General features: G+C 74.8%; 18 protein-coding genes. All 18 read right to left on the bottom strand.

Going from position 1 to position 23,918, the window contains the following annotated elements; genetic code table 11:
• Positions 1–15 precede the first annotated feature (15 nt).
• The gene (locus WCD41_RS05115; protein WP_337712279.1) at positions 16–1,671 is read right to left on the bottom strand and encodes an acyl-CoA carboxylase subunit beta; all 1,656 of its coding nucleotides are present in this window, start codon (positions 1,669–1,671) and stop codon (positions 16–18) included.
• Complete coding sequence (locus WCD41_RS31095) at positions 1,668–2,321, bottom strand: glutamyl-tRNA reductase (RefSeq protein WP_373695068.1); 654 nt, start codon at positions 2,319–2,321, stop codon at positions 1,668–1,670. The genes WCD41_RS05115 and WCD41_RS31095 overlap by 4 nt, the downstream gene beginning before the upstream one ends.
• Complete coding sequence (locus WCD41_RS05105) at positions 2,318–3,637, bottom strand: DUF2306 domain-containing protein (RefSeq protein WP_373695067.1); 1,320 nt, start codon at positions 3,635–3,637, stop codon at positions 2,318–2,320. The genes WCD41_RS31095 and WCD41_RS05105 overlap by 4 nt, the downstream gene beginning before the upstream one ends.
• A gap of 1 nt (position 3,638) precedes the next feature.
• On the bottom strand, positions 3,639–4,322 hold the full coding sequence (locus tag WCD41_RS05100) for a DUF2306 domain-containing protein (RefSeq protein ID WP_337712278.1): 684 nt from the start codon (positions 4,320–4,322) through the stop codon (positions 3,639–3,641).
• A gap of 46 nt (positions 4,323–4,368) precedes the next feature.
• Complete coding sequence (locus WCD41_RS05095; protein ID WP_337712277.1) at positions 4,369–4,788, bottom strand: DoxX family protein; 420 nt, start codon at positions 4,786–4,788, stop codon at positions 4,369–4,371.
• A gap of 5 nt (positions 4,789–4,793) precedes the next feature.
• The gene (locus WCD41_RS05090; protein ID WP_337712276.1) at positions 4,794–5,957 is read right to left on the bottom strand and encodes an ABC transporter substrate-binding protein; all 1,164 of its coding nucleotides are present in this window, start codon (positions 5,955–5,957) and stop codon (positions 4,794–4,796) included.
• Positions 5,954–7,243 carry a cytochrome P450 gene (locus WCD41_RS05085; protein WP_337712275.1) on the bottom strand — a complete coding sequence of 430 codons (1,290 nt, stop codon included), beginning with the start codon at positions 7,241–7,243 and terminating at the stop codon, positions 5,954–5,956. Before WCD41_RS05085 ends, WCD41_RS05090 begins: the two co-directional genes overlap by 4 nt.
• A gap of 34 nt (positions 7,244–7,277) precedes the next feature.
• The gene (locus tag WCD41_RS05080; RefSeq protein WP_337712274.1) at positions 7,278–8,471 is read right to left on the bottom strand and encodes an acyltransferase family protein; all 1,194 of its coding nucleotides are present in this window, start codon (positions 8,469–8,471) and stop codon (positions 7,278–7,280) included.
• Positions 8,472–8,577: 106 nt separating this feature from the next.
• Positions 8,578–9,303 (bottom strand): DUF2306 domain-containing protein, encoded by a 726-nt coding sequence (locus WCD41_RS05075; protein ID WP_337712273.1) that lies wholly within the window; start codon positions 9,301–9,303, stop codon positions 8,578–8,580.
• Positions 9,300–10,463 (bottom strand): epoxide hydrolase family protein, encoded by a 1,164-nt coding sequence (locus tag WCD41_RS05070; RefSeq protein ID WP_337712272.1) that lies wholly within the window; start codon positions 10,461–10,463, stop codon positions 9,300–9,302. The genes WCD41_RS05075 and WCD41_RS05070 overlap by 4 nt, the downstream gene beginning before the upstream one ends.
• 147 nt (positions 10,464–10,610) lie before the next feature.
• On the bottom strand, positions 10,611–11,957 hold the full coding sequence (locus tag WCD41_RS05065; protein WP_337712271.1) for a nucleotide disphospho-sugar-binding domain-containing protein: 1,347 nt from the start codon (positions 11,955–11,957) through the stop codon (positions 10,611–10,613).
• Positions 11,958–12,149: 192 nt separating this feature from the next.
• The gene (locus tag WCD41_RS05060; RefSeq protein ID WP_337712270.1) at positions 12,150–13,730 is read right to left on the bottom strand and encodes an MFS transporter; all 1,581 of its coding nucleotides are present in this window, start codon (positions 13,728–13,730) and stop codon (positions 12,150–12,152) included.
• Between the two features lie 22 nt (positions 13,731–13,752).
• The gene (locus tag WCD41_RS05055) at positions 13,753–15,000 is read right to left on the bottom strand and encodes a class I SAM-dependent methyltransferase (RefSeq protein WP_337712269.1); all 1,248 of its coding nucleotides are present in this window, start codon (positions 14,998–15,000) and stop codon (positions 13,753–13,755) included.
• Between the two features lie 30 nt (positions 15,001–15,030).
• The gene (locus tag WCD41_RS05050) at positions 15,031–15,741 is read right to left on the bottom strand and encodes a DUF899 domain-containing protein (RefSeq protein WP_337712268.1); all 711 of its coding nucleotides are present in this window, start codon (positions 15,739–15,741) and stop codon (positions 15,031–15,033) included.
• A 127-nt stretch (positions 15,742–15,868) separates the two neighbouring features.
• Positions 15,869–16,981: a TIGR03084 family metal-binding protein gene (locus WCD41_RS05045; RefSeq protein WP_337712267.1), complete on the bottom strand. Its 1,113-nt coding sequence runs from the start codon at positions 16,979–16,981 to the stop codon at positions 15,869–15,871.
• 36 nt (positions 16,982–17,017) lie between these two features.
• A complete protein-coding gene (locus tag WCD41_RS05040; RefSeq protein WP_337712266.1) occupies positions 17,018–17,569 on the bottom strand; it encodes a flavin reductase family protein in 552 nt (183 codons plus the stop codon).
• A gap of 1 nt (position 17,570) precedes the next feature.
• Complete coding sequence (locus WCD41_RS05035) at positions 17,571–18,011, bottom strand: acyl-CoA thioesterase (protein ID WP_337712265.1); 441 nt, start codon at positions 18,009–18,011, stop codon at positions 17,571–17,573.
• Positions 18,008–23,833 (bottom strand): type I polyketide synthase, encoded by a 5,826-nt coding sequence (locus tag WCD41_RS05030; protein WP_337712264.1) that lies wholly within the window; start codon positions 23,831–23,833, stop codon positions 18,008–18,010. The genes WCD41_RS05035 and WCD41_RS05030 overlap by 4 nt, the downstream gene beginning before the upstream one ends.
• Positions 23,834–23,918: the final 85 nt, after the last annotated feature.

Raw genomic sequence — 23,918 nt, 5'->3', positions numbered from 1 at the left:
CCTCGGTCGCTGCCCTCAGAGGGGCACGTTCCCGTGCTTGCGGGCCGGGCGGTCGGCGCGCTTGCCGCGCAGCATCGCGAGGCCCTCGACGATCACCGACCGGGTGGCGGCCGGGTCGATGACGTCGTCGACGAGCCCCTGCTCGGCCGCGTGGTCGGGGTGCAGGTAGCGCTCGCGGTAGGAGTGCTCGTACTCGCGGCGCAGCTGGTCGGGGTCGTCGGAGGACGCCAGCTCGCGGCGGAACAGCACGTCCACCGCGCTCGGCGCGCCGAGCACCGCCACCTCGTTGGTCGGCCACGCGAGCGCCAGGTCGCAGCCCAGCGAGCGCGAGTCCATGACGATGTAGGCGCCCCCGTAGGCCTTGCGCAGCACCACGCCGATGCGGGGCACGGTGGCCTCGCAGTAGGCGTAGAGCAGCTGGGCGCCGTGCCGGATGACGGCCTGGTGCTCCTGGTCGAGGCCGGGGAGGAACCCCGGCACGTCCACGAGCGAGAGCAGCGGCACCCCGAAGGCGTCGCAGAAGCGCACGAACCGCGCCGCCTTCTCCGACGCCGCGCGGTCGAGCACCCCGGCGAGCACCGCGGGCTGGTTGGCCACGATCCCGACGAGCTCGCCCGCGACCCGCGCGAGCGTCGTGACGACGTTGGGCGCGAAGTCCTCGGAGAGCTCGAAGTGGTCGCCGCCGTCGACGATCTCGGCGATGACGTCGGTGACGTCGTACGGCACGGCGCCGTCGGTCGGGACGATGTCGCGCAGCCGGGGCCGGGCGTGGTCCTCCGGGACCACGGCGCGCACCGGGGCCGGGTCGGCGTTGCTCGGCGGCAGGAGACCGACGAGCGTGCGGACGTCGGCGAGCGCGGTCTCCTCGTCGTCGGCGACGACGTGGGCGAGGCCGGTCCGCTCGCCGTGCATCGCGGCGCCGCCGAGCTCCTCGTGGGTGACCTCGGCCCCGGTCACCTGGCGCACCACGTCCGGGCCCGTGAGGTACATGCGCGTGACGTCGCGGACCATGACGACGACGTCGGCGAGCGCCGGGGCGTAGGCCGCCCCGCCGGCGCACGGACCGAGCAGCACCGCTATCTGCGGGATCACCCCGGACGCGGCGACGCTGCGCCGGAAGATGCCGCCGTAGCCGTCGAGCGCGGCCACGCCCTCCTGGATGCGGGCGCCCCCGGAGTCGTGCAGGCCGATCAGCGGCGAGCCGGTGGCGACCGCCAGGTCCATCACCTTGTGGATCGTCGCGGCGTGGGCGGCCCCCAGGGAGCCGCCGAGCACGGTCGCGTCCTGGGCGAAGACGAAGACCCGCTGCCCGCCGACGGTGCCGGAGCCGGCGACGACGCCGTCGGTCTCGGGTGTCGTGAGCTTCGGCCCGCGGGCCGAGCCGCGGCGGAACGTGTCGATCGCGGTGAACGAGCCCGGGTCGAGCAGGAGGTCCAGCCGCTCGCGGGCGGTCAGCCGACCGTTGCCGTGGCGCCGCTCGACCGCCCGCTCGTCCCCGTCCTCGATCGCGCGGCGCCGCGCTCCGCGCGCGTCGGCGAGCTCGCCGAGCGACGGTGGCGCGGGCCGGGCGGCGAGGTTCTCGGCGGTCTCGGCCCGCCCGGCCGGCTCGTCGCCGCGGACCAGCCGCAGACCGGGACGGGGCGCGGCCGGACCGGGGTCCGGCGCGCTCATGCCGCGCGCTCGCCGGACTCGCGGGCGGCCCGCTCGGCGGCGGCACGCTCGGCGCGGACGCGCGCGAGGTCGATCGGGGCCGCCTCGAAGGGCGCCGACCGGCGCGGGGTGACCAGGGCGTCGAGTCGCTCGAAGCGGTCGTCGCCGGCGGCGGCGGCCTCGGCGCGCATCTCGGCGGCGAGCTCGCTCCAGACGATCCCGCGGACGAGACCGTGGGGCTCGCGGCCCTGGGCCTCGTCGGCGGGGGGCTCGACCACGGCGTCGCCGACGGAGGTCGGACGGGGGTTCCGATCGCTGATCATGTCTTCCTCCGGGGGTGATGGGCTCGGTCCCGAGCGTGCGCCCCCGACGCCCCCGCGATCTTCTCCCGGGCTGCTCGCCCCCTCGGCGAGCCTGAAGAGCTCGCGCAGCGCCTCGTCGTACGTGACCCCGCCCGGGGCGCCGGCGAGCTCCTTCACCCGCACCGTCGGGGTGTGCAGGATCTTGTCCACGACCCGGCGCACGGTGCGGGTCATCTCCTCGCGAGCGCCGTCCGGCACCGGCGGGAGCCGCCCGTCCAGGCGCGCCAGCTCGGCGTCGACCACCTCGCCGGCCCGGCGGCGCAGGGCGGTCACGGTCGGGGCGACCCCCTCCGCGCGGCGCGCGCTCATCGCGACACCGCCGGGGTGCGGTCCCGGGCCGGGGCGCGGGGCGCCGCCACGGGCCGGTGCGCCGCCGGGCGGTCCCGGCGCGTGGTGCGTGCGAGCCACGCGTGCGCGAGGACCAGGTTGAGGATCCAGCCGCACCACCCGACGACGTCCATGAGCGAGGGCACGTCGAGGCCGGGCGCCACGACGGGCAGGACGACCGCGAGCAGGCGCATCGTCACGACGTCCAGGGCGAGGGCGAGGCCGTAGACGCGGTAGCGGCGGTACTCGCCCCAGCGTCCCTGCCGCGCCATCCGGAGCGTCAGCACGGCGACGGCGAGCCAGAGCGCGGCGACGTAGAAGCGCCCGACCCAGCCACCGCCGCCGGCTCCCGCGACGAGCAGGACGCCCAGCAGCACCGCGGGGAGCACGCCGGCGAGCAGGTGCACGCGCGCGGCGAGCAGCCGCGGGCGCCGCGAGGGCCAGCACTGGATCACCGCCGTCACCAGGGCGACGGCGAGGAACACGCCCGACCAGGTCAGGAGGGCGGGATCGGGGGACGGCACGCCGCCGTGCGCCACGGCGATCGCGAGCCAGTCGAGCGGCACGAACGGGACGACGGCCGCGAGGGCCGATGCCACGGCGAGCAGCCCCACCAGCCGACGGGTCCCGCGCCGTTCCGGGGTGGCCGGCGCCTCCCGGCGCCCGCGCTCGAGCCACCAGAAGGCGAGCACGAGATTGACCGTCCAGGCGCCCCAATTGATCATGTCGAGGAACTCGTCGTCGGTGATCTGCGCGGACGTGAACCCGAGCAGGGTGAACGAGACGAACCGCGCGGTGAACACGTCCATGGTCAGCGCGAAGCTGACCACCATGTACCAGCGGTGCTCCGCCCAGCGGCCCCGCCGGGCCATCACGAGCCCGAGGACCGTGCTGCCCACCCAGAAGACGTTGAGCACCACCCGGCTCATCCACGCCGCGCCCTCGTTGCCGTCGATCCAGGCGATGAGCCACACCGCCGAGAGCGCCGACGGCAGGACGCCGGCGACGACGTAGACGTTCCCGGACACCCGGTGGACGAGCGGGTGCCGGCGGCGCAGCCACGGCCACACCTGCAGGCACGCCGTGATCAGCGCGATCGACCCGAAGCTGACGTGCAGGAGCAGCAGCGTGTACTTCCACGGGCGTTCCGGCGGGATCGGCACCGAGGCCCGGGCCGGGTCGAGATCGACGTAGTTCGGCCACATCGTCATCAGCGTCGCGAGCGCGACGAGCGCGAGCGGGACCATCCAGGGCCGGCGCCACCAGGCCGTGCGGGACGGGGCGGTCGGGGCGGCCATCTCAGCCCCCGCTCCGGGTCCGCTCGATCCACCAGTGCACGAGCAGGACGTTGACGATCCAGCCGAGCCACGTGCCCGCCTCGCCCATGAGGACCGGGTCCACCTCCAGACCGCCGACGATGGCGACGACGGCGATGAGCCGGGCCCACGTGGCCTGGAGCGCGAACGCGAAGCTGTAGAGCATCCAGCGCCGGTGGGAGCCCCAGCGGCGCTGCCGGCCGCGGATCCAGCCCATCGCCGTCGTGACGGCCCAGAACGCACCGGCGGTCGCCACGCCGAGCGTGCCGATCGGGCTGGTCGCCTGCAGGCAGAGCACCAGGCTCAGCAGCGCGGCGGGCAGCGCCCCGGCGAACACGTAGACCCGGCCGCTGACCCGGTGCACCGCGGGGTGGTGCTCGCGCAGCCACGGCCACATCTGCAGGCACAGCGTCAGCAGCGCGATCGTCGAGGTCGCGATGTGGACGATCAGGACGGGGTAGTGCCAGGGCACGGAGGCGTCCACCGGGATGCGCGCCGCGGACGGGTCGAGCCCGAGGTAGGGCGGCAGCACGAACGCCAGGAACGCCAGGACCAGCACCACGAGGGCCGGCATCCACCGCGCACGGCGGCGGGGGCCGGCGCCCCGGGGTGGCGTGGTCGGGGCGGCGTCGCCGCGGGGACGGGGTGAGTCGACGGAGAGTGTCACGGCTCGTCCTTCCGGCGGTGGTCGGGGACGGTGGGAGGGGTGGCGCTCACCGACCGGCGTGCACCATCCGCCGGACCAGGTCGTTGCGCAGGTAGAGCGGGAGCCAGACCAGCGCGCCGAAGCCGACGACGACGGCGAAGTCGGGAACCAGGGGCGCGGAGATGCGCATGTGCACGGCGACGGCACCGCCCACGACGGCGGTCAGCAGGATCGCGCCGAGGATCTCGGTGCGCCGCCACAGGTAGAGCACCAGGGAGATCACCAGGACGGCCCCGGTGACCGGCATGCTCTCGGGCGGGAAGCCCATCTTGTGGACCGTGGTGTCGACCATCATCGGCATCGCCGTCAGCTTGGCGAACGCCACGAAGAGCAGGAACACGGTGACCAGGCCCGTGCAGACCCGCGCGGTGACGGCGGCGGCACGACCCGGGGTGCGCTGCGACGACGTCGGCTCGGTGAGGATCATCGGATTCATACCCTTTCTCGGCGTGGCTCGTCGGTGGTGGCCGCGAGGGCGCTCCGCAGGTCCCCGACGTCGCCCGTCGAGGAGAACGCGCCCACGGCGGTGAGGGCGGCGGACGTCACGGCGCGGCCGGCGGCCGAGCCGTGCGTGCACGACGGGACGAGCTGGAGGTGCTCGAGGTCCGCCATGGCCGCCCGGAGGTACGGGGAGTGGTCGGCCCGGTCGGCGTCGGCGCGGACCGGGATCGATCCCTTGCGGGTGTTGAAGGCCTGCTGGCCCGGGGCGCCGGCGACGGTGGCCAGCCAGGCGAGCGCGCCGTCGACGTCGGGCGCGTTCTCGGGCAGCACGAACGCGTCCCCGAGCCACTGGAAGGTCCCCGCGGTCCCGGGGAACGGGCGCCCGGACCAGCTCCACGAGCGGTCGCCCGCCCACAGCGCCCGCACCCAGTCGCCCGTGAACAGGTAGCCGGCCGCGCCGGTGCGCACCCGGGCGGCGGCGTCGGGGAACGACAGGCCGTCGCGGTCCGGGTTCGCGTAGGGCAGCAGGCGGCCGTAGGCGGCGAGGGCGTCGGCGACGTCGTCGCCCGACCAGTCGGCCCCCGCGGTCCACAGCGCGGCGAACCGGTCGGGACCCAGCCGGGCGAGCAGGACGGCCTCGAGCAGCTCGAGCTGCGTCCAGTCGGGGCCGAGCGCGAGCGGGTATCGGACGCCGGAGGCCCGCAGCACCTCCAGCTGCCGGACGAGGTCGTCGACGTCCGCGGGACGGGCGGTGAGCCCGGCCCGAGCCAGGACCCCGTCGTTGCTCCACAGCAGCAGCCGGTGGAGCCCGGCGGGGACGGCGTGGACCGCGCCGCCGACGGCGAGCCCGTCGCGCAGGCCGGCGGGGAGGACGTCGTCGAGGCCCCACCGCGCGAAGCACTCGTCGAGGGCGACGAGCGCCCCCGACGCGACGAGGTTCTGCGCCTCGGCCCCCGGGTGCACCTGGAAGCTGTCCGGCGGGTCGCCGGCCCGCAACCGTGACCGCAGGTCACCCTCCGGATCGGGCCCTCCGGCGAGCACCGGGTTGACGACCTGGCGGCCGGGGACGGTGCGGGCGAACTCGCCGGCGAGCGCGTCGACGGCGTCCTTCTCCGCGCCGCCGGTCGCCCAGGCGTACACCTCGAGCGCCGTCATGCCGCTCTCCGGGCACCGGTCCGACGGTCGGAGCGCTCGCCGGGTGTGAAGCTCGCCGGGAGGCTCTTCGTGCCGTTCACCAGCGCCGACTTCAGCCGCACCGGCTCCCCGGTGATCTCCAGGTCCGGGACCCGCTCCAGCAGCTCGCGGAAGATGACCGTCATCTCCCGGCGGGCCAGGTGCGCGCCCAGGCAGAAGTGCGGGCCGGGTCCGCCGTAGCCCACGTGGGGGTTGGGCGAGCGCCGCACGTCGAAGCGCGCGGGGTCGTCGAAGTGGCGGGGGTCGCGGTTGGCGGCCCAGTAGTACAGCAGGACCTTGTCGCCGGGCCCCAGCTCCTGCCCGGAGAGCTCGATCGGCTCGGCGTCCTCGGCGACGGTCCGTCGCTGGAACATCACCGGCGAGGCCCAGCGCACGATCTCCTCGACCGCCGTCGGGGTGACCCCGTCGAGGTCGTCGAGCCAGGTCGCGCGCTGCTCGGGGTACCGCGTGAGGAGCTCGATCCCCCAGCTGATCGCGTTGCGGGTGGTCTCGTTGCCTGCGCTGACCAGCAGGATGAAGAACTCCGCCACCTCGGCCGGGGTGAGGGCCTCGCCGTCGATCTCGGCCGCCACCAGCCGCGAGATGAGGTCGTCGGCGGGGTGCTCGGCACGGTGGGCGGCCAGCTCGTGCGCGAGGTCGGCCAGGGCCTGGCTGGCCTCGAACATGATGCGCAGCGGGTCGCCGTGCTCCGCGGCGAACTCCGGGTCCTGGATGCCGAGCAGCATGTTGGTCTGCTCGAACACGAACCCGTGCTGGCTCGCCGGGACACCGGTCATGTCGCAGATGACGCGGAGCGGGAGCCTCGCCGAGATGTCGGCGACCGCGTCGCACTCGCCGCGCTCGACGACGTCGTCGACGATGTCGACGGCGACCTGGGTGACGTTGTCCATGACCGCCGACAGCGACCGGGGCGTGAACGCCTTGGCGACGATGCGCCGCAGCCGCCCGTGGCGCGGGTCGTCCATCGTGATCATCGACTCGTGGAACTCCGCCAGCTCGGGCGGCAGGTCCACCGGGCTCCCCACGCCCTTGCTCGACAGGAAGCGCCGGGTGTCGCGGCTGACCCGGAGCACGTCGTCCATCCGCGTCAGCGCGTAGTAGCCGGGCCCGCGCGGGGCCCAGCCCAGGTCGGGCTCGGGGAAGAACGGCAGTCCGGGCGCCTCGCGCAGCGTGTCGAACGCGGCGTGCCGGTCCTCGATCGGTGCGGCCCAGAAACCGTCGACGTCGTTGAGGTCGATGGTGCTCATCTCGTCGGTCTCCTCGGTGGCGTGGCGGCGGCGCTCAGGCGGCGCCGACGCGCTCGCGGTCGGGGGTGGGATCGGCCGACGGGGCCCGGCGTCCGGCCCAGCGCCGCATCATCGGCATCTCCACGAACCGGTGGAGCAGCCAGCCGCCCAGGAGGCTCGTGGCGAACAGGCCGATCAGGACCAGGACCGCCACCGGGGTGGAGAACTGCGGCGCGCCGGTCACGTCACGGAGGTAGAAGATCGTCACGACCTGGACGAGGTAGAAGCCGAAGGACACCTTGCCGAACCACACGAACAGCGGGTTCGCGAGCCCGGTCCGCGTCCCCTGCACGTCCGCCGCGGCGAGGGCGGCGACCAGCAGCGCGACCGGCACGACGGTGACGAGGTTGAGGGCGAACTGCGCCGGGACGAAGAGGGTCGCGACGTAGGCGACGACCGACAGCAGCGCGGCGGACAGGGGGCGCAGCGGGAGCCGCATCCCCGAGAGGACGACGCGGGCGAGGAGCGCGCCCAGCCCGAACTCGAACAGGCGGCCGACCGGGAAGATGTAGCCGAACCAGTAGCGCAGGTCCGGCTCGACGGCCACGCCGTCGCCCCCGTCCGGGACGACCGTCATCGCAGCGATCTTGTAGAGGACGAGGCCGGCGACCATCACGCCCGCCCAGACCCACAGCCGGTTGCCGCGCAGCCGCGAGATCGGCCCGATCAGCAGCGGGAAGAGCAGGTAGAACAGCAGCTCGCTGCCGAGCGACCAGGCCGGCATGTTCACGCCGAGCGCGATGGTGAGGTCGGGGATCCACGCGTGGACGAGGAACAGGTTGGGCAGCCACACCGCCCAGTCCGCCCGCTGCGAGGCGAAGAGCAGCAGGACGACCGCCCACATCACCACGTGGTTGGGGAAGACCTTCATTAGACGCCGACGGATGAAGCCGCCCGCCGAGTGTCCGGGCCGCGCCGACCACGAGATGACGAAGCCGCTGAGCACGAAGAAGATCGAGACCCCGACGAAGCCGGCGTTGCTGAAGATCAGCTCGTACCAGTGCGCGACGGTGTCGTCGGCGAACGGGCTCACGGCCGGGCCCGTGAGGTTCATCGGGTTCATGCTCAGCCCGGTGTGGAAGAGGAAGACGGCGAAGGCCGCGATGAACCGCAGCCCCGTCAACGACCGCAGCGTCGACGGCACGTCCCTCGTCCCGGAGTCGACGTCGGCCTGCACGGTGGCGGTCATGGCGCCTTCCCTCCTGTCGAGTGCGATGTGCGAGAGCGAGATGCGAGCGAGTGCTCGGGTGTGGGTCGCCCGTGCGGACGAGCCGACGGGTCCCACCGTGGTCCGGTCACGCCGCGAGGACGTCTCCCCGTGTGCGGTCCCGGCGCGACCGCCGCATGCTGCGCAGCAACCAGGCCTGGACGAGCAGGAGGTTGGCCACCCAGCCGCCCCAGCCCACGAGGAGCAGGAAGGCGCCCTCGTCGATCACGTCGGGGTAGAGCGGCATCAGCGCGACCTGGAGGAAGCGGGTGGAGAAGGCGTCCATGGTCAGCGCGAAGCTCGAGAGCATGGCCCAGCGGTGCAGCGTCCAGCGGCGCCGTCGCGCCGAGATCGCGCCGACGGCGGTGGTGGCGACCCAGAGCACCTCGAGGGTGACCCGGGATGCCCAGGCCAGCCAGTGCGAGCCCGCGATCATCGGCAGCAGCACCGCGGCGAGGGCCGCGCTCGGCGCGACGCCCCCGACGACGTAGACCCGGCCGACCCAGCGGTGCACCCGCGGGTGGCGCCGCCGCAGCCACGGCCACACCTGGAGCACGACGGCGACCAGGGCCACCGTGCCGAACACGATGTGGGCCAGGACGATCTGGTACTTGCCGGGGTACTCGGGCGGCAGCTCGACGGTCGCCGTCCTGGCGTCGAGGGTGATGTACGACGCCCACATGAAGACCAGCGCGGCGGCCACGAGCGCGGTCAGCGGCAGCACCCAGGGACGCCGCCACCACGGGGTGGCGGCGTCCCCGGCGGGCCCGGGCCGCGGCGCCGGCCGGTCCGGTGCCGGCGCCAGGGTGGTCATGACCCGCACACCTGCCGGGCGAAGGCCCGCACGTCGGCGACGAAGTCGTCGGGACGCTCGAGGGCACCGAAGTGGCCGCCGCGCTCGATCTCGGTCCAGCGCACGATCGTCGGGTGGTCACGCTCGGCGAACGCGCGGATGGGCGCCGCCGGGTCCTCCCCGAACGCCGCGACGGCGATCGGCACCTCGACCGGCGGGAGCTCGACCCCCGGGGTGAAGAGGGCGCCGAGGTGTGCCGCCGACTCGTAGTACATCTGCGCCGCGGAGCCGCCGGTCGCCGTCAGCCAGTAGATCGAGGCGTTGGTGAGCAGGCGGTCGCGGGTGACGACGTCCTCGGGGACCTTCGCCGAGGTGTTCCACTCCTGGAACTTCTCGACGACCCAGGCGAGCTGACCGGTCGGGGAGTCGGCGAGCCCGAAGGACACGGTGTCGGGACGCGTCGACTGAATCTTCATGTACCCGGAGCCCACGGCGTCGAAGTGGCCGAACGCGGCCAGGCGGGCACCGTCGGTGGCGTCGAGACCGGCGAGCTCCGCGGGGTCGCCGCTGGGCGTGGTGAGCACCATCGACACGTGGGCGCCGAGGACGTGCTCGGCGTCGATGCGGCCGAGCTGCAGCGAGATCAGCGAGCCCCAGTCCCCGCCGCCGGTGAAGTAGCCGTCGTAGCCGAGGCCGGCCATCAGCTCGGCCCAGGCCGCCGCGACCTTCTCCACACCCCAGCCCGGCCCGGCCGGCGGCCCGGAGAAGCCGTGCCCGGGGATCGACGGCGCGACGACGTGGAAGGCGTCGGCGGGGTCGCCACCGTGGCTGCGGGGGTCGGTGAGCGGGCCGATGACGTCGAGGAACTCGACGACCGACCCCGGCCAGCTGTGGGTCAGCAGCAGCGGGCGGGCGCCCGGCTCGGGCGAGCGGGCGTGCACGAAGTGGACCGTGGCCCCGTCGATCTCGGTCGTGAACTGCGGGACGGCGTTGAGCTCGCGCTCGGCGGCGCGCCAGTCGAAGCGGGTGCCCCAGTACTCGGCCAGGTCGCGCAGGTACCGCACGGGCACGCCGCGCTCCCAGTCCTCACCGGGGCCGTCGGCGGGCCACCGGGTCGCGTCCAGGCGACGGCGCAGGTCCTCGAGGTCGTGCTGCGGGACGTCGATGCGGAAGGAGTCCATGACGAGAATCGTCGCCGACCCGCGACCGCGTGCCGTCTCCTCGATTGCCGTGCCCACCGTCTGCCGGGACGCGCCCCCGGACGAGCGACGCCGCCGCCCGCCGGGGTGTCCGGCGGGCGGCGGCGTCGGGGGCACGCGGGTCGGCGGTCAGCGACCGCGGTGCTCGGCGGTCAGCCGCTCCAGGATCGGGACGACCTCGGCGGGGGCCGGCGTGGCGAGCAGGTCGCTGCGCAGCCGGTCGGTCCCCCGCTGGAACGAGGGCTCGGTGAGCACGCGCTGGATCGTCTCGCGCATCGTGAAGGCGTCGGGGCGGCTCACGTTCATCACGAGACCGGCGCCGGAGTCGGTGGCGTACCGAGCGAGGGCCGGCCCCAGGCTGTAGCGCGAGCGGTCGACCCGCTCCCCCAGCAGCTCGGTCGTAGTGATCTTGTGGTCGGCGAAGTCGACGACGATCTGGCGCACGCCGTTCGCGATCGCCGGCATGACCGTGCCCATCCCGCCGTGGTGGATGAGCAGGTCGCACGTCGGCATCAGCTGCCCCAGGGCCACGAACTCGACGACCCGGACGTTGTCGGGGATCTTGTCGACGGCGGAGAGCTGGAGCGCGTTGAGCGTCGCCACCACCTCGACGTCGAGGTCGGAGAGGGCCTCGAACAGCGCCGGGACGTGGTCCCAGCCACCCTCCATGAAGGAGCGCTCCGAGAGGCCGAGCGAGATCGCGACGCGCGGGCGGTCCGGCACCGGGTAGAGCCAGTCGGGCATGGCGTCCTGGCGGGAGTGCGGGATCCAGCGCACGGGCAGCGTCGGAGCGCTCACCTCCGGACCGACGGCGGGGGGCTGCGGGTTGACCGTCCACTGCCCGAGCAGCAGCTCGCGGTCGACCGTGACGCCGTAGCGCTCGGCGAGGGGGCGGACGGTCTCGACCAGCGGGTCGTCGACCGGGTCGTCGGACCCCTCGTTGCGGGCCTCGAGGAGGTCCAGGCCCTTGCCGAACACGTCCGGCGCGGTCCACCAGCGCGCGTGGGCGGCCCCGCTGACCCGGGCCGCCACGGCCGCGCCGGGCACCGTCGGGTCCCAGAGCACCAGGTCCGGCTCCCACGTCCGCGCGAAGGAGACCAGCCCGTCCATGGCGGGCATCTCCTGGTCGGGGCGGCCCCGGTAGGGCACGAAGTCCCACATCGAGGGGATGTAGTACTGCGTGAGCACGTCCCAGTGCTCACGGTCGGGGTCGTCGGGGGTGAGCCCGAGCTCGTCGGTGAGGCGGTCGAGGTCGGCCCGCTCGGCGGGGTAGGCGCCGCCGGGACCCACGAGCCCCGGCATGGCGTCGGCGTCGCACACCGACACGGGCGTCAGGCCCGCCGACGCCGTCTCGGCCGCGATCGCGGGGTGGGAGGCCACGACGACCTCGTGGCCCGCGGCGCGGAGGGCCCACGCCAGCGGGACCAGCGGGTACAGGTGTGCCGGTGCCGGCCAGATGACGAAAGCGACGCGCATCGACTGCTCCTCTCCGACGCCGTGCCCTCGTGGCACGGACGGTCCGCGTCCGATCGTCGGTCGCGGGCGCGCCGGGCCACGTCCTCCCGATTGCTGGCCCGGTCGGCCCGAACAGCTCCGACGTCGTCGACCGCACACGCACGTCGACCCCGCCACCGGGGCCGGTGGCGGGGTCGATGCCGTGCGGGGGGACTACCGGTGCTGTCCGGCGAGCTCCCGGTCCTCGTCCGTGGCCGTGGGGCCAGTGTCGGTGCCGGTCCCGGTGCCGGTCCCGGGATCGGGCCGGCGGGCCAGGGACAGCGCGGCCGCGACGAGCAGGGCGGTGATGCCCGCGCTGATCGCCGCCGCCGTCGCCAGGCCGGACGTGAACGCCGCCCGCGCCTGCGCCATCAGCTCCGCCGCCGCGGCCGGGTCCAGCCGGCCCGCGGCGTCGAGCGCCCCGGGCAGGGTCTCCCGCGCCGCGGGCACGGGCGAGCCGGCCATCGTCGCCCCGTAGACCACCGACCCCGCCGTGCCCAGGCCGGCGATCCCCAGGGCGCTGCCCAGCTCCACGCCCGTCTGGCTCAGGGCGCTCGCCGCCCCGGTGCTCTCCTCGGGGGCCGCGTTGACGACGAAATCGGTGCCGAGCGGGCCGCACACCCCGACGCCGGTCTGGACCAGCACCAGCCCGAGCACGAGCTGGGCGAGGTCGCCCCCGTCGCCGATCCGGCTGAGCACGAGGAAACCGATGACGGCGACGCCGACGCCCGTGGCCATCACGTACGGCGCGCGGAACCGCCGGGTGATGATCGGTGCCGCCAGCGACGCGAGCACGAGACCGCTCGCCGCGGGCACCGACCACAGTCCGGCGGCACCCGGCGAGAGCCCGAGCACCTGCTGCAGGTACTGGCTCGAGAGCAGCAACGTGCCGGCCATGACCACCGAGCCGAACAGCATGAACAGCACCCCGGTGGTGAAGGCCCGGTTGCCGAACAGGCGCAGGTCCAGCAGCGGCACGCGCAGCCCGAACTGCCGGCGGACGAACAGCACGCCCAGGACGAGCCCGACGGTCAGGGCCGCCACGTTCTCCGTGGTGGTCCCGTTCCTGGCGACGTCCTTGAGCCCGTGCGCCAGGGCCAGCATCGCGACCAGTGAGAGCACGATGCTCACGACGTCGAGCGTCGCGGTCTGCCGCTCCCGCAGCTCGGGGATGGTGAAGGGGCCCACGAGCAGCAGTGCCGCCATCACCGGGGCGCCGAGGAGGAACGCGGAGCCCCACCAGAAGTGGTCGAGCAGCAGCCCCCCGACGGCGGGGCCGATCGCCGTACCGCCCATGAAGCAGCTGATGTACACACCGATCGCGAGGGATCGCTGCTTCGCGTCGGTGAACATGGTCGTCACCAGCGCCAGGGCGTTCGGCAGCATCATCGCGCCCGCCACCCCGAGGGCGCCGCGGGTGACGATGAGCATCCACGGTCCCGCCGAGTACGCCGCGACGACGGACGCCAGGCCGAACAGCGCCGCACCGATCAGGACGAGCCGGCGCCGGCCGAACCGGTCGCCCAGTGACCCCATGGTCACGAGCGAACCGGCGAGCAGGAACGGGTAGACGTCGCCGATCCAGAGCAGCTCCACGCTGCTCGGTTGCAGGTCCGCGCTCAGCCTCGGCAGGGCGAGGAAGAGCACGCTGACGTCGAGCGACAGGAGGAGGGGGACGAGGGCGAGCACCCCGAGGCCCGCCCACGTCCGCCCGTCCGCCCGCCGTCCGACGGTGTCGTCGGTCGGTCCGGTCACGAGAACACTCCCTCGGTCGGCGTCACGCGTCGTCGACGACCCGCGGCTCGGGGAGCGGGACGACGAAGGTGCCCCGGAACCCCTCGGAGCGCAGGCGGTCGATGACCTCGTCGGCGATGTGCCACGAGAGCAGCAGCGCGTACTCCGGCTGGTCGGGCCCGCCGAGCACGGCCTTCTGGTCGACCACCGGGATGTGGGTGCCCGGCAGCAGCCGGCCGATCTTGCGCGGGCTGATCTCCCCGATGTACTCGAGGTCGTCGGGCCCCAGGTCGCAGTAGTTGAGCACGGTGATCGCGCGCCCCGGCGCGGAGGCACCGGCCACCCGGGACCCGTCGGCGGTGAGCTCCCGCAGGAGCGCGCGCAGGTCCTCCCGCTGGCGCGCCACCCGGCGGGCGAACTCCTCGTAGACGGCCAGGTCGGTGAGGTCCAGGGCGTCCTCGACGCGGCGCAGCTCGCCGACCGAGTCCTCGATCCCGTGCACGCCCGGGTAGCCGGCGAAGACCCGGATCGACCCGCCGTGGGTGTCGACCTCGTCGACGCGGAACACCTCGAGCCCGTGCATGGCGAACACCGCCTGCAGGGCCGTCACCGAGTAGTACCGGGAGTGCTCGTGGTAGGCGAAGTCGTACTGCACACCCTCGAGCAGCGGCACCAGGTAGTGCGACTCGGAGACGAACATCCCCTCGTCGTCGAGGACCGCGGTGACGCCCTTCAGCACGTCGTGCAGGTCGGTGACGTGGGCGAACGCGTTGAGCGTCACCACGACGTCCGCCGGCCCGTAGGTGGCGAGCACCTCCTTGCCGACCTGCGACGAGAAGTAGTCGCGCACCACCGGGGAGCCGGCGGCCGACTCCGACCCGCACGGGTCGACGCCCAGCACGTCGAACCGGCGCTCGGCCAGCTCGTCGAGCAGGGACCCGTCGTTGCTGCCGATCTCGACGACCGAGCCCCGGCGCTCCCCCGCACCGTGGAGGGCGGCCAGCTCGTCGGCGAGCCCCCGCAGGTGGCCGCGGTAGCCCGCGGTCAGGCCGGCGAGGTGGTGGTAGTCGTCGCCGTTGAACAGGATCCGCTCGCTGACCGGCTCCATGGCCTGCACGAGGCTGCACTGCGTGCAGACCCCGAGGTCGAGCGGCCACATCGGCTCGGTCGCCGCCTCCTGCGCATCCGCCGGGAAGGCGAAGGCCGGCTGCATGCCGAGCGACAGGAACTCGGTGACCTCGACGTCCTCGCAGGTCTGGCAGAGCGTGGTCCGCTCAGGGGTGACGGACATGGCCGCCCTCCTTTCGGCTGGCGAGGGCGGTCAGCCCTCGCGGACGTGGGGGTACTCGGTGCGCAGCTGGATCCAGCCCGGGCCGTCGGCCTCGTTGCGCCCGAGCGGGGCGCGGTCGAGCCACTGCAGCGCGCCGTTGAGCACGTCGAGCCCGCGGTTGTAGGCCGAGTAGGTGTGGTAGATCGCGTCGCCCTCGCGGGCGAAGACGCTCATGCCCGGCGCGTCGATGGGCGCGTACTCGGGGCCGATCGGCAGCTCGCGGTAGTTGTGCTCGGCGCCCGCCTCGAGGGCGGCCGCGTCGTAGAACACGTCGTGGTCGGCGTTGAAGTCGCTGCCCTGCGAGGACGCCACGGGGAGCGTCCAGCCCTGGCGCTTCGCGTGGGCGACGATGTCCTCGAGCGGGCTGCGGCAGACCACCGAGACCCCGACGTCGTGGCCCAGCAGGTGGTCCGCGACGCCGTCGAGGGAGTCGATCAGCGACGCGCACGAGGGGCAGCTGGTGTTCATCATGTGGTAGACGATGAGCTGGCTGCGGCCCGCGAACAGGTCGCCCAGGCCCGCCGGGCCGTCCTGGGTCTCGAACGCGTAGTCCTTCTCCACCGGGACCCAGGGCAGGTTCGCGCGCCGCCCGGCCAGCTCGTCGGCACGCCGGGTCAGCTCCTTCTCGGCCTCGAGCAGCGCGATGCGCTCGGCGCGCCACTGCTCACGGGTGCCGATCCTGTGCTCGGTGCGCTCCGCCATGTCGGCAGTCCTCTCGTCTCTCGACTGGTGTCGGTCGTTCCGTACCGGCCGGAGAGGGCGATGCCTCCCCCCGAACGGCGTAGCGATGACGGTGTCGCACCCGTCACCCCGGTCGGAAGTGAGGGCGTCACATCTTGGCCGGGGATCGGTACACACCGAGGGTGGTCGCGGGTCCCGCGGCCGGCGGGCCCACCAGGCGGTCCGGCAGGCCCTGCTGGAACTCGGCGAAGGCCCCGATGCCGGTCAGGGGGTTGTCCTCGCCCGCGAACTCGGCGACGTGCACGAAGGTGACGCCGTCGGCGAGGCGGTGGACGGCGTAGGCCAGCCCGGCCGGCTCGGTCTCGGCCAGCTCCGCCAGCACCTTCTCGACCGCCTGCTGGTTCGCCTCGGCGGTCTCCGGGGTGACCTCGTAGCGGACCACCACGGTGCGGGGCCCCGCGATCGTCCGCGGCCGGCGGCCCTCGCCGGCCGGGCCGCGGTAGGCCTGGGCGACCTCGAGCCAGCGCTGCGCGGCCCCGCCCGTGCCGGTCACGGTCAGGTCGTCGGCGTGGCGGCGGCGGGCCGCCAGCAGGACGGTGTCGACGGCGGCGCCGGTGACGCGCTCGGCCGCGTCCTCCGGGCCGAACGTCCACACGCGCCCGCTCGGCAGCGTCAGCTCGAACCGGAAGGGCTCGGCCGGGGGCGTCTCGCCGTGGGCGGCGAAGCCGAAGTCCCGCGTGTGGGCGACGAACGTCGTCAGGTACTGCACGCGGTCGTCGTGGGTCCGCTCGACGCCGAGGGTGTCGGCGATGTCCTGCCCGTGGGCGAAGCACTCCAACATCCCCGCGCTCGCGAGGACGACCGGGGGCAGCGGGTTGACGAACCACGGCACGGTGCCGTCGGCCGGGATCGCGGCGAGCGCGGTGAGACTGCGGTCGCGCTCGGCGCGGAACGCGGCGAGGACCTCGGCGGGCGGCAGGGCACGGTAGGGCTCGAGGGCGGCGTTGACCGCGGCGTCGAACTCGCCGAAGCCCTGCACGCCGCCCGCGATCGCCCGGAACTGCTCGGGCTCGGCGGCGGCCGTCGCGGCCAGCGAGAACACGAACGCGAGGTGGGCGACCTGGTCGGCGATCGTCCAGCCGGTCGCGGGGGTCTCCTGCTGCCACTGCTCGTCGGTGAGCCCGGCGACCATCGTCTCGATCGCCTCGGAGTCGGCCCGCAGCACGGCGAGCGCGCGGTGCGGCTCGGGGATGTCGGTCATCGTCGTCTCCTCTGCCGGGGATGGATCTGGGGTGGGTCAGGCGGCCCGCAGGAGCGGGGCCGGCGGGTCCTGGCGGCCGAAGCGGCCGCGGTGGAACAGGAGGGCCGGATCGGCGTCGTCGGCGCCGGTGTCGGCGGCGAGCACCTCGCCGACGACGATCGCGTGGTCGCCGCCGTCGTGGGTGGTGACGACCCGGCACTCCAGCCAGCCGAGCGCGCCCGTGATCAGGGGCGCCGCGGTGTGGGCGCCGAGCGCGTGGTCGACGGCGTCGAACTGGCGGGCGCCCGACGGCCGCCCCTTGTCGGCGAACCAGTGCGCCGCGGCGACCTGGTCGCCGCCGAGCACCGAGACCCCCAGCGCTCCGGAGCGCTCGATGGCGGCGTGGATGCGGGAGGTCCGGGCGACGCAGGCGAGCACCAGCGGCGGGTCGAGCGACACCGAGGTCACGGCGTTCGCCGTCATGCCGTGGCCGTCCGGGCCGGGGGTGGTCAGCACGGTGACGCCGGTGGCGAAGGAACCCATGACCGCGCGCAGGCTGCGGGCGATCTCCTCGGGGTCGGTGAGGCCCGTGGGTCCGGTGGGGCGCATCTCAGACACCCACCGGGACGGCCGAGTAGGGCGCCAGCGCCTCGCGCAGCGCCGCGGGCACCCGCGTCGGGACCGTGTTCGTGTTCGGTCCGCGCATGCACGCCACCCGCTGGCGGCCGCGGGCCACGAGCGTCTCGTCGCCGTCGGTCACCCGCACGTAGTCGAAGGCGAACTGGACCTGGGTGGACGTGAGCTCCTCCAGGCGCATCCGGATCGACAGCTCGTCGAACGCGGTGATCTCGGAGAAGAACTCGCAGTCGACCTTCAGCGTGAACAGCTTGAGGTCGTCGCGGACCTCGGCGAGCACCGCGGGCGCCTGCTCCTTGAGGAACATCTCCCGGCACCGGCCCTGCCAGCGCAGGTAGTTGACGTAGTAGACGTTCCCGACGAGGTTCGTCTCCTCGAAGCCGACGGTGTGCCGGATCTCGTAGTAGCCGCTCATCGGTCCTCCTCCTTCTCGGGCTCGGGCGCGGTGGTGCCCAGACCGGCCAGCACGACCGGTCCGTCGTGGTCGGTGGTGCGCGTGACCCACGTGGCGATGCGGTGCTCGCCGGCGGTGAACGTGACCCAGCCGTCCCGGGCCCGCTCGAGCGTGATCGCGGACGACATCGAGCCGGTCTTGCGCACGCACTCCAGCGCCGTCCAGACGCGGGTGCGGGCGACGTCGCCCGGCTCCCCCGCCTCGGCGGCCGCGAGGTCGGCGACGGCGGTGAGCGCCGTGCCGAGCAGGTCGGCCCAGCCGGCACCCGGCCCGCCGAGGCCCGCCTCGACGTCGCAGGCGACGACACCGTCGCCGACGGCCGCCAGCGTGAGGCCCGCGCCGTGCGACGCGGTCACCGTCCGCGGCGAGCCCGGGATCTCCGGGCGGCCGTCGGGGCGGTGCGCGACCGTCGTCGGCGTGCCGAGGGCGCGGGACACCGCGAGGGTCGTCGCGGCCCGGCGGCAGGCCAGGGACCCGTCGCAGTCGTCGGCGTCGGGCTCGACCGCGACCGCGCGGGTGCCGCCGAGCTCCCGCTCCAGGCCGCGCTCGACCAGGGAGGCGAGCAGCGGCGCGGGCCACGGCCCGGACCCGTCGCGGTGGCGGACGGCCCGCAGGACCAGGCCCTCCCACCGCTCGACGAGCGCGCCCTCGGGGTCGCGGACGTCGATGTCGTAGGTGTAGCTGTCGCCGTCCTGCCCCCGCTCGCGGGCGTCGATGACGAGGTGGTCGCACGCGTCGACCCGCGGGTCGGCGAGGTGCAGGCGCTCCACCGACTGCGGCAGCAGCGTGGCGTCGGGGACGCAGCACTGCAGGGCGTGCATCACCGTGTCGCGGGCCCCGGGGTCGGCGAGCAGCCGCTCCTGGGGCAGGTAGGGCGCGAACCAGACCGGGTCGGATCCCACACCCACCTCGGCGACCGCGTGGCGCGCGGCGGCGCGGCGGTAGCCGGTGAGGCGCTGGAAGCGCTTGCCCTGGAACAGGACGCCGCCGTAGAGCTCGCGACCCGGGTCGAGCGGCACGAGCGGGAGGTCCGGGAGGGTGGCTCCCCCGTCCACCGCGGGCTCGGCCCCGAAGTGCAGCCGGGCCCGGAAGTGGTCCGCGGCGAAGCCGGTGTCGGCACTGCGCACCGCCACGTCGACGGTGTGCGCGTCCCGGGCGAGCGCCGCCACACGCAGGGTGCCCGAGCCGCCGGGCGCGACCACGACGGGCCGCAGGAACTCCATCCCGCTCATCGTCGGGACGTCGTCGCGGCCGACGACCGCGCCGGCGACCTGGGTCATCGCCTCCATCCCGACGACCGCCGGCAGCAGCAGGTCGCCGTCGAGGGCGTGGTCGGTCAGGTACGGGTCGCTGCCCTCGGAGAGCTCGGCGTCGGCGACGATCTCGATGCCGGGGTAGTGCACGAGCGGGCGGTCGAGGAAGCGGCGCAGCGGCAGCTCCTCGCGCTCCACCGGCAGCGTCTCGAGCCCGCCGGTGCGCCCGGAGATGACGAGCGTGCCGGGCGTCGTGGTGTCCGCGACGACGCGGCGCAGCAGGTCGATGCCCACGTCGGCGGGGATCGGGGTGATCCCGTCGCGCTGGAGGGCCTCGACGACGCCGAGCTTCTCCCCCATCCCCGCGCCGGACCACACCGACCACTCGCAGGCGATCGCCCGGGCACCGGGGTGCTCGTCGGCGAACCGGCGGGTCAGCTCGGTCATCTGGTCGTTGGCGGTGGCGTAGTGCCCCTCGCCGCGCAGGCCCGCGCGCCCGATGATGCTGCCGAACGTGATCAGCAGCCGCACGCGGTCGCCGTCGACCGCACCGAGCACGGCGCGCAGTCCGTCGATCTTGGGAGCGAGGGTGGCGCGGAACTGGTCGGCGGTCAGGTTGAGCAGGGCGCCGGGCTCGTTGCGCCCGGCCCCGTGCAGCACCGCGGTGACCGGGCCCTGCTCGCCCTCGACGGTCGCGACGGCACGCGCCACGGCGTCGGCGTCGGTGACGTCGGCCTGCGCGTAGGTCACCCGGACCCCGGCCGCGGCCATCCGCTCGAGGTTCTCGGCCAGCTCCGGATCGGCGTCCGGGGCGCTGCGGCCGAGCAGGCCGAGCGCCGCGCCGGAGTCGCCCGCGAGGGCGAGCGCGCTCTCGGCGGTGATGCCCTTGCCGCCGCCGGTGACCAGCAGGACGTCGTCGGGACCCAGCGGGGACGTCCCCGCCCGGGGGTCGACGACGCGCAGGCGCGGGACGGTGCGGGTGCCCTCGGCGTCGTGGCGGACCTCGGAGTACCCGGTCGTGGCGGCGGTCTCGGCGAGCACGACGTCGACCGCGGCCGTCCGGGAGGCGGCGGCGGGCTCGACGTCGGCCAGGTCGACGACCGTCACGCGCGTCGAGGGGTCCTCGAGGCGCAGGGTGCGGGCGAGCCCCGCGGCGCCCAGGCCCTGCTGGACGACGACGAACCGCGTCCCGTTGGGGCGCGCGAGCGCGTCCTTGGCCGCGTCGAGGGCGAGCTCGGGCAGCTCGGGGCCGCCGTCGGCGGGCAGGCAGAGCAGCACACCGTCGCCGAGCCCGGCGCCGGCGAGCGCCTCGCGGACCGGCTCGGCCAGGACGTGGCCGGCCGGGGCGTGGACGCTCCAGTCGGCCGTGACGCCCGGGCTCCAGCGCACGTGGAAGGGGTGGGGCGCCTCGACGTGGGCGACCTCGAACGGCCGCACCCAGTCCCCGATGCCGGCGGGCTCCGCGGGGTTCTCCACGGGCCGGGCGGTCGCGGCCAGCTCGTCGATCATCTCGGCGATCTCGCCGAGCGCCGCCGTGCCGAGGTTCGGCATGCCCTCGAGCGGCGGCCGGCCCAGGGCGCGGCAGACCTCGTTGACCAGCTGGCCGACGGTGATCGACGACAGGTGCAGGTCGTCGAGCGGGTGGGTGTCGGCGTGCACGGCCTCGGCCGGCAGCTCGACCCGCTCGGCGGCCAGGCGGCAGAGCAGCTCGAGCGTGCCCTGCTCGGTCGAGGCCTCGGCGGAGGTCTCCGCGGCGGTCTCCGCCGCCGCGGGCGCCGGGCCGACGTCCATGCCCTCGCCGAGGGCGGGCGCCGACTCGCACGGGTTGGCGAGGAAGGTCATCGACCCGTCGAGCGGGAGCGGGCGCAGGACGCGGCCGGCGAACAGCGCGCCGGTGTCCACCGGCGCGCCCAGCGCGAACGCGGCGCCGACGACACGCAGGAGGCCGGCGAGCGAGGGCTGGTCGGTGTCGATCGCGAGCGCGGGCGTGGAGGGGGCGACCTGGGCGGCGAGGCCGGTCAGCACCCGGCCCGGTCCGACCTCGACGAGCAGGTCGGAGTCCTGCGCGACGGTCTCCGCGGCCGCGGTGAAGCGGACGGGGGCGACGATCTGCTCCGAGAGCAGGATCGGGAGGTCGGTGCCGGGGTCGAGGGGCGCGCCGGTCACGGTGGAGACCACCGGACGGACCGGGACGTCGAACGCGGTCGCCCGCAGCTCGTCGGCCATGGCGGCGGCCGCCGGCGCGACGCCGGGCGAGTGGAAGGCGTGCGACACCGGCAGCGGCGTGGCGGTCAGCCCGGCGCGCCGGGCCTTCTCCGCGACGGCCTCGACGGACGGGCGCGGGCCCGACACGACGGTCTGCTGCGGGGCGTTGAGCCCGGCGACGACCGCGTCGGTGCCGACGCAGAGGGCCTCGGCGGTCTGCTCGCCGGTCTCGAGGCCGAGCATCGTCCCGTCGCCCTCGCTCGCCGCCGCCATCACCCGGCCGCGGACGCCCGCGAGGCGCAGGACCTCGGCCTCGGACAGCGCGCCGGCCCAGTGCAGGGCGGTGAGCTCGCCGAGGCTGTGCCCGGTCGTCGTGTCCGCCGTGACGCCCAGGTCGCCCAGCACGCGCAGGGCGGCCAGCGAGCCGGCGACGATCCGCGGCTGCGCGACCTCGGTGGCGACCTGGTCGCCACCGGTCGGCAGCCCGCGCAGCACCTCCGCCGCGGCCGGGAACCGGCGCGGCAGGGCGGCGTCGCCCGCGCCCGACCCCGAGCCCTGCCCGGGGAAGAGGAAACCGATGCGCGGGGCGTGCGGGGCCGTCGAGAGCGAGATGCCGTCCGCGTCGACCACGCCGCCGACGGCGCCGTCGGCGACCAGCTCGCCGGCACGGGTGAGCTTCCGGACGGCCTCGTCCGGCGTGCGGGCGACGACGGCGAGCCGGACCGGGTCACCGGTCAGCTCGCCCGCGAGGGCGCCGGCCAGGTCGGCCAGCTCGGCGAGCGAGAGCTTGGCGACGACCGTCGTGAGGTCCTCGAGGCGCGCGGCGAGCGACGCGGCGTCGGGGGCGTCGAGCAGCAGGAGCTCGGCGTCCTGACGTCCCGCGACGATCTCGTGGGTGCGCTCGTCGAGCGCGTCACGACGGTCGGTCCCCGGGGCCTCGCCGAGGGCGATGTGGCTGTTCACGCCGCCGAAGCCCATCGCCGAGACACCGGCGCGCCGCGGGGCTCCCGCCGGCCACGGGGTCGCGGCGCTCGGCACCTGCAGCACCGCGTCGTCCGCGGTGAGCAGGGCGTGCGGCTCGCGGTGGCCCGTGGCCGGCGGGATGACCTGGTGGTGGACGGCGAGGGCCGCCTTGATCAGGCCGGCGACCCCCGCCGCGGCCTTCGTGTGGCCGATGTTGCCCTTGACGGTGCCGAGGGCCGCGGGCACGGCGGACCGGTCGGCGTCGCGCCGGGCGGTCGAGATGGCCTCGATCTCGGTCGCGTCGCCGAGCTCGGTGCCGGTGCCGTGGCCCTCGAAGTAGGCGACGTCCGCGGGCGTCCACCCGGCGCGGGCGTACGCGCGCTCGATGGCGGCCACGTGGCCGTGCGCCTCGGGGCGGGTGATGCCGCCCTTGCCGTCGGAGGACACGCCCCAGCCGGAGATGGAGGCGTAGATCCGCTTGCCGGCGGCGACGGCGTCGGACTCGCGCATGAGCACGAGCACGCCGCAGCCCTCGCCGGGCCAGAAGCCGTTGGAGCCCGCGTCGTAGACCTTCATCTCCCCCGTCGCGAGGGCGCCGGTCTTGGCGAAGCCGATGACCTCGAACGGGTCGATGGAGAGGTCGACGCCGCCGGCGAGGGCGACGTCGAGGCCGCCGTCGGCGAGCTGGGTCGCGGCCGACGAGACCGAGAGCAGCGACGACGAGCAGGCGCCGTCGACGGTGAAGCCGCCGCCCCCGAGGTCGAAGACGTTGCAGATGCGCCCGGCGATGGTGTTCGCGAGCCCGCCGGCCAGGGTGTCCTCGTCGATCTCGGGGAACGGCGACTTGTACTGCCGCTCGAGGTCGGCGAGGAAGGCCGCGGTCTCCTCGGTCGCCCAGCCCTTGTCGGTGAGGGCGGCCGCGACCGTGCGCCGCACGTAGGGCCAGCGCAGGCGCATGACGTTGGCGCGCGTGAACTCGCCGGTGAGGCTGTTGCCCAGGACCACGCCGGTGCGGGCCCGCGGCAGGCCGTCGCCGTCGGTGAAGCCGGCGTCGGCGAGGGCGCGGCCCGCGACGTCGAGCGCGAGCCAGTGGGTCGTGTCGGTCGTGCGGTACGTCGAGCCGGCGACCTTGTGCCCGACCCGGTCGAACTCGTAGTCGCGCAGGACGGCCGCCTGGGACGCGTAGAAGCGGTCCGGTGCCGACGGGTCGGAGGAGTAGTAGTCCTCCGCGTTCATCCGCTCGTCGGGCAGCCGGCGGAACGCGCGCCGCCCGGCGAGGACGTTCTCCCAGTACTCCGCGGGCGACGACGCGTCGGGGTAGCGCAGGCCCATCCCGACGATCGCGATCCGTTCTCCGTCCATGGTCCTCGCGCTCCCGTAGGTCGACAGGGGTCCGGGGGGAAGGCCGCCGTCCGCGGCCCCGGTCGGGGACCGCGGACGGCGGGCC

It is taken from the genome of Actinomycetospora aeridis, assembly GCF_037400275.1.
In the GTDB taxonomy this organism is placed as follows: Bacteria; Actinomycetota; Actinomycetes; order Mycobacteriales; family Pseudonocardiaceae; genus Actinomycetospora; species Actinomycetospora aeridis.
This window is presented reverse-complemented; position numbering and strand designations above follow the sequence as displayed.

Coding starts and splice junctions, on each gene's coding strand:
- WCD41_RS05080 (WP_337712274.1), bottom strand. CDS start 8,471: ATGACCGCCACCGTGCAGGCCGACGTCGACTCCGGGACGAGGGACGTG.
- WCD41_RS05050 (WP_337712268.1), bottom strand. CDS start 15,741: ATGGCGGAGCGCACCGAGCACAGGATCGGCACCCGTGAGCAGTGGCGC.
- WCD41_RS05030 (WP_337712264.1), bottom strand. CDS start 23,833: ATGGACGGAGAACGGATCGCGATCGTCGGGATGGGCCTGCGCTACCCC.
- WCD41_RS05065 (WP_337712271.1), bottom strand. CDS start 11,957: ATGCGCGTCGCTTTCGTCATCTGGCCGGCACCGGCACACCTGTACCCG.
- WCD41_RS05035 (WP_337712265.1), bottom strand. CDS start 18,011: ATGAGCGGCTACTACGAGATCCGGCACACCGTCGGCTTCGAGGAGACG.
- WCD41_RS05085 (WP_337712275.1), bottom strand. CDS start 7,243: ATGAGCACCATCGACCTCAACGACGTCGACGGTTTCTGGGCCGCACCG.
- WCD41_RS31095 (WP_373695068.1), bottom strand. CDS start 2,321: ATGAGCGCGCGCCGCGCGGAGGGGGTCGCCCCGACCGTGACCGCCCTG.
- WCD41_RS05090 (WP_337712276.1), bottom strand. CDS start 5,957: ATGACGGCGCTCGAGGTGTACGCCTGGGCGACCGGCGGCGCGGAGAAG.
- WCD41_RS05115 (WP_337712279.1), bottom strand. CDS start 1,671: ATGAGCGCGCCGGACCCCGGTCCGGCCGCGCCCCGTCCCGGTCTGCGG.
- WCD41_RS05040 (WP_337712266.1), bottom strand. CDS start 17,569: ATGCGCCCCACCGGACCCACGGGCCTCACCGACCCCGAGGAGATCGCC.
- WCD41_RS05045 (WP_337712267.1), bottom strand. CDS start 16,981: ATGACCGACATCCCCGAGCCGCACCGCGCGCTCGCCGTGCTGCGGGCC.
- WCD41_RS05055 (WP_337712269.1), bottom strand. CDS start 15,000: ATGTCCGTCACCCCTGAGCGGACCACGCTCTGCCAGACCTGCGAGGAC.
- WCD41_RS05070 (WP_337712272.1), bottom strand. CDS start 10,463: ATGGACTCCTTCCGCATCGACGTCCCGCAGCACGACCTCGAGGACCTG.
- WCD41_RS05105 (WP_373695067.1), bottom strand. CDS start 3,637: ATGGCCGCCCCGACCGCCCCGTCCCGCACGGCCTGGTGGCGCCGGCCC.
- WCD41_RS05075 (WP_337712273.1), bottom strand. CDS start 9,303: ATGACCACCCTGGCGCCGGCACCGGACCGGCCGGCGCCGCGGCCCGGG.
- WCD41_RS05095 (WP_337712277.1), bottom strand. CDS start 4,788: ATGATCCTCACCGAGCCGACGTCGTCGCAGCGCACCCCGGGTCGTGCC.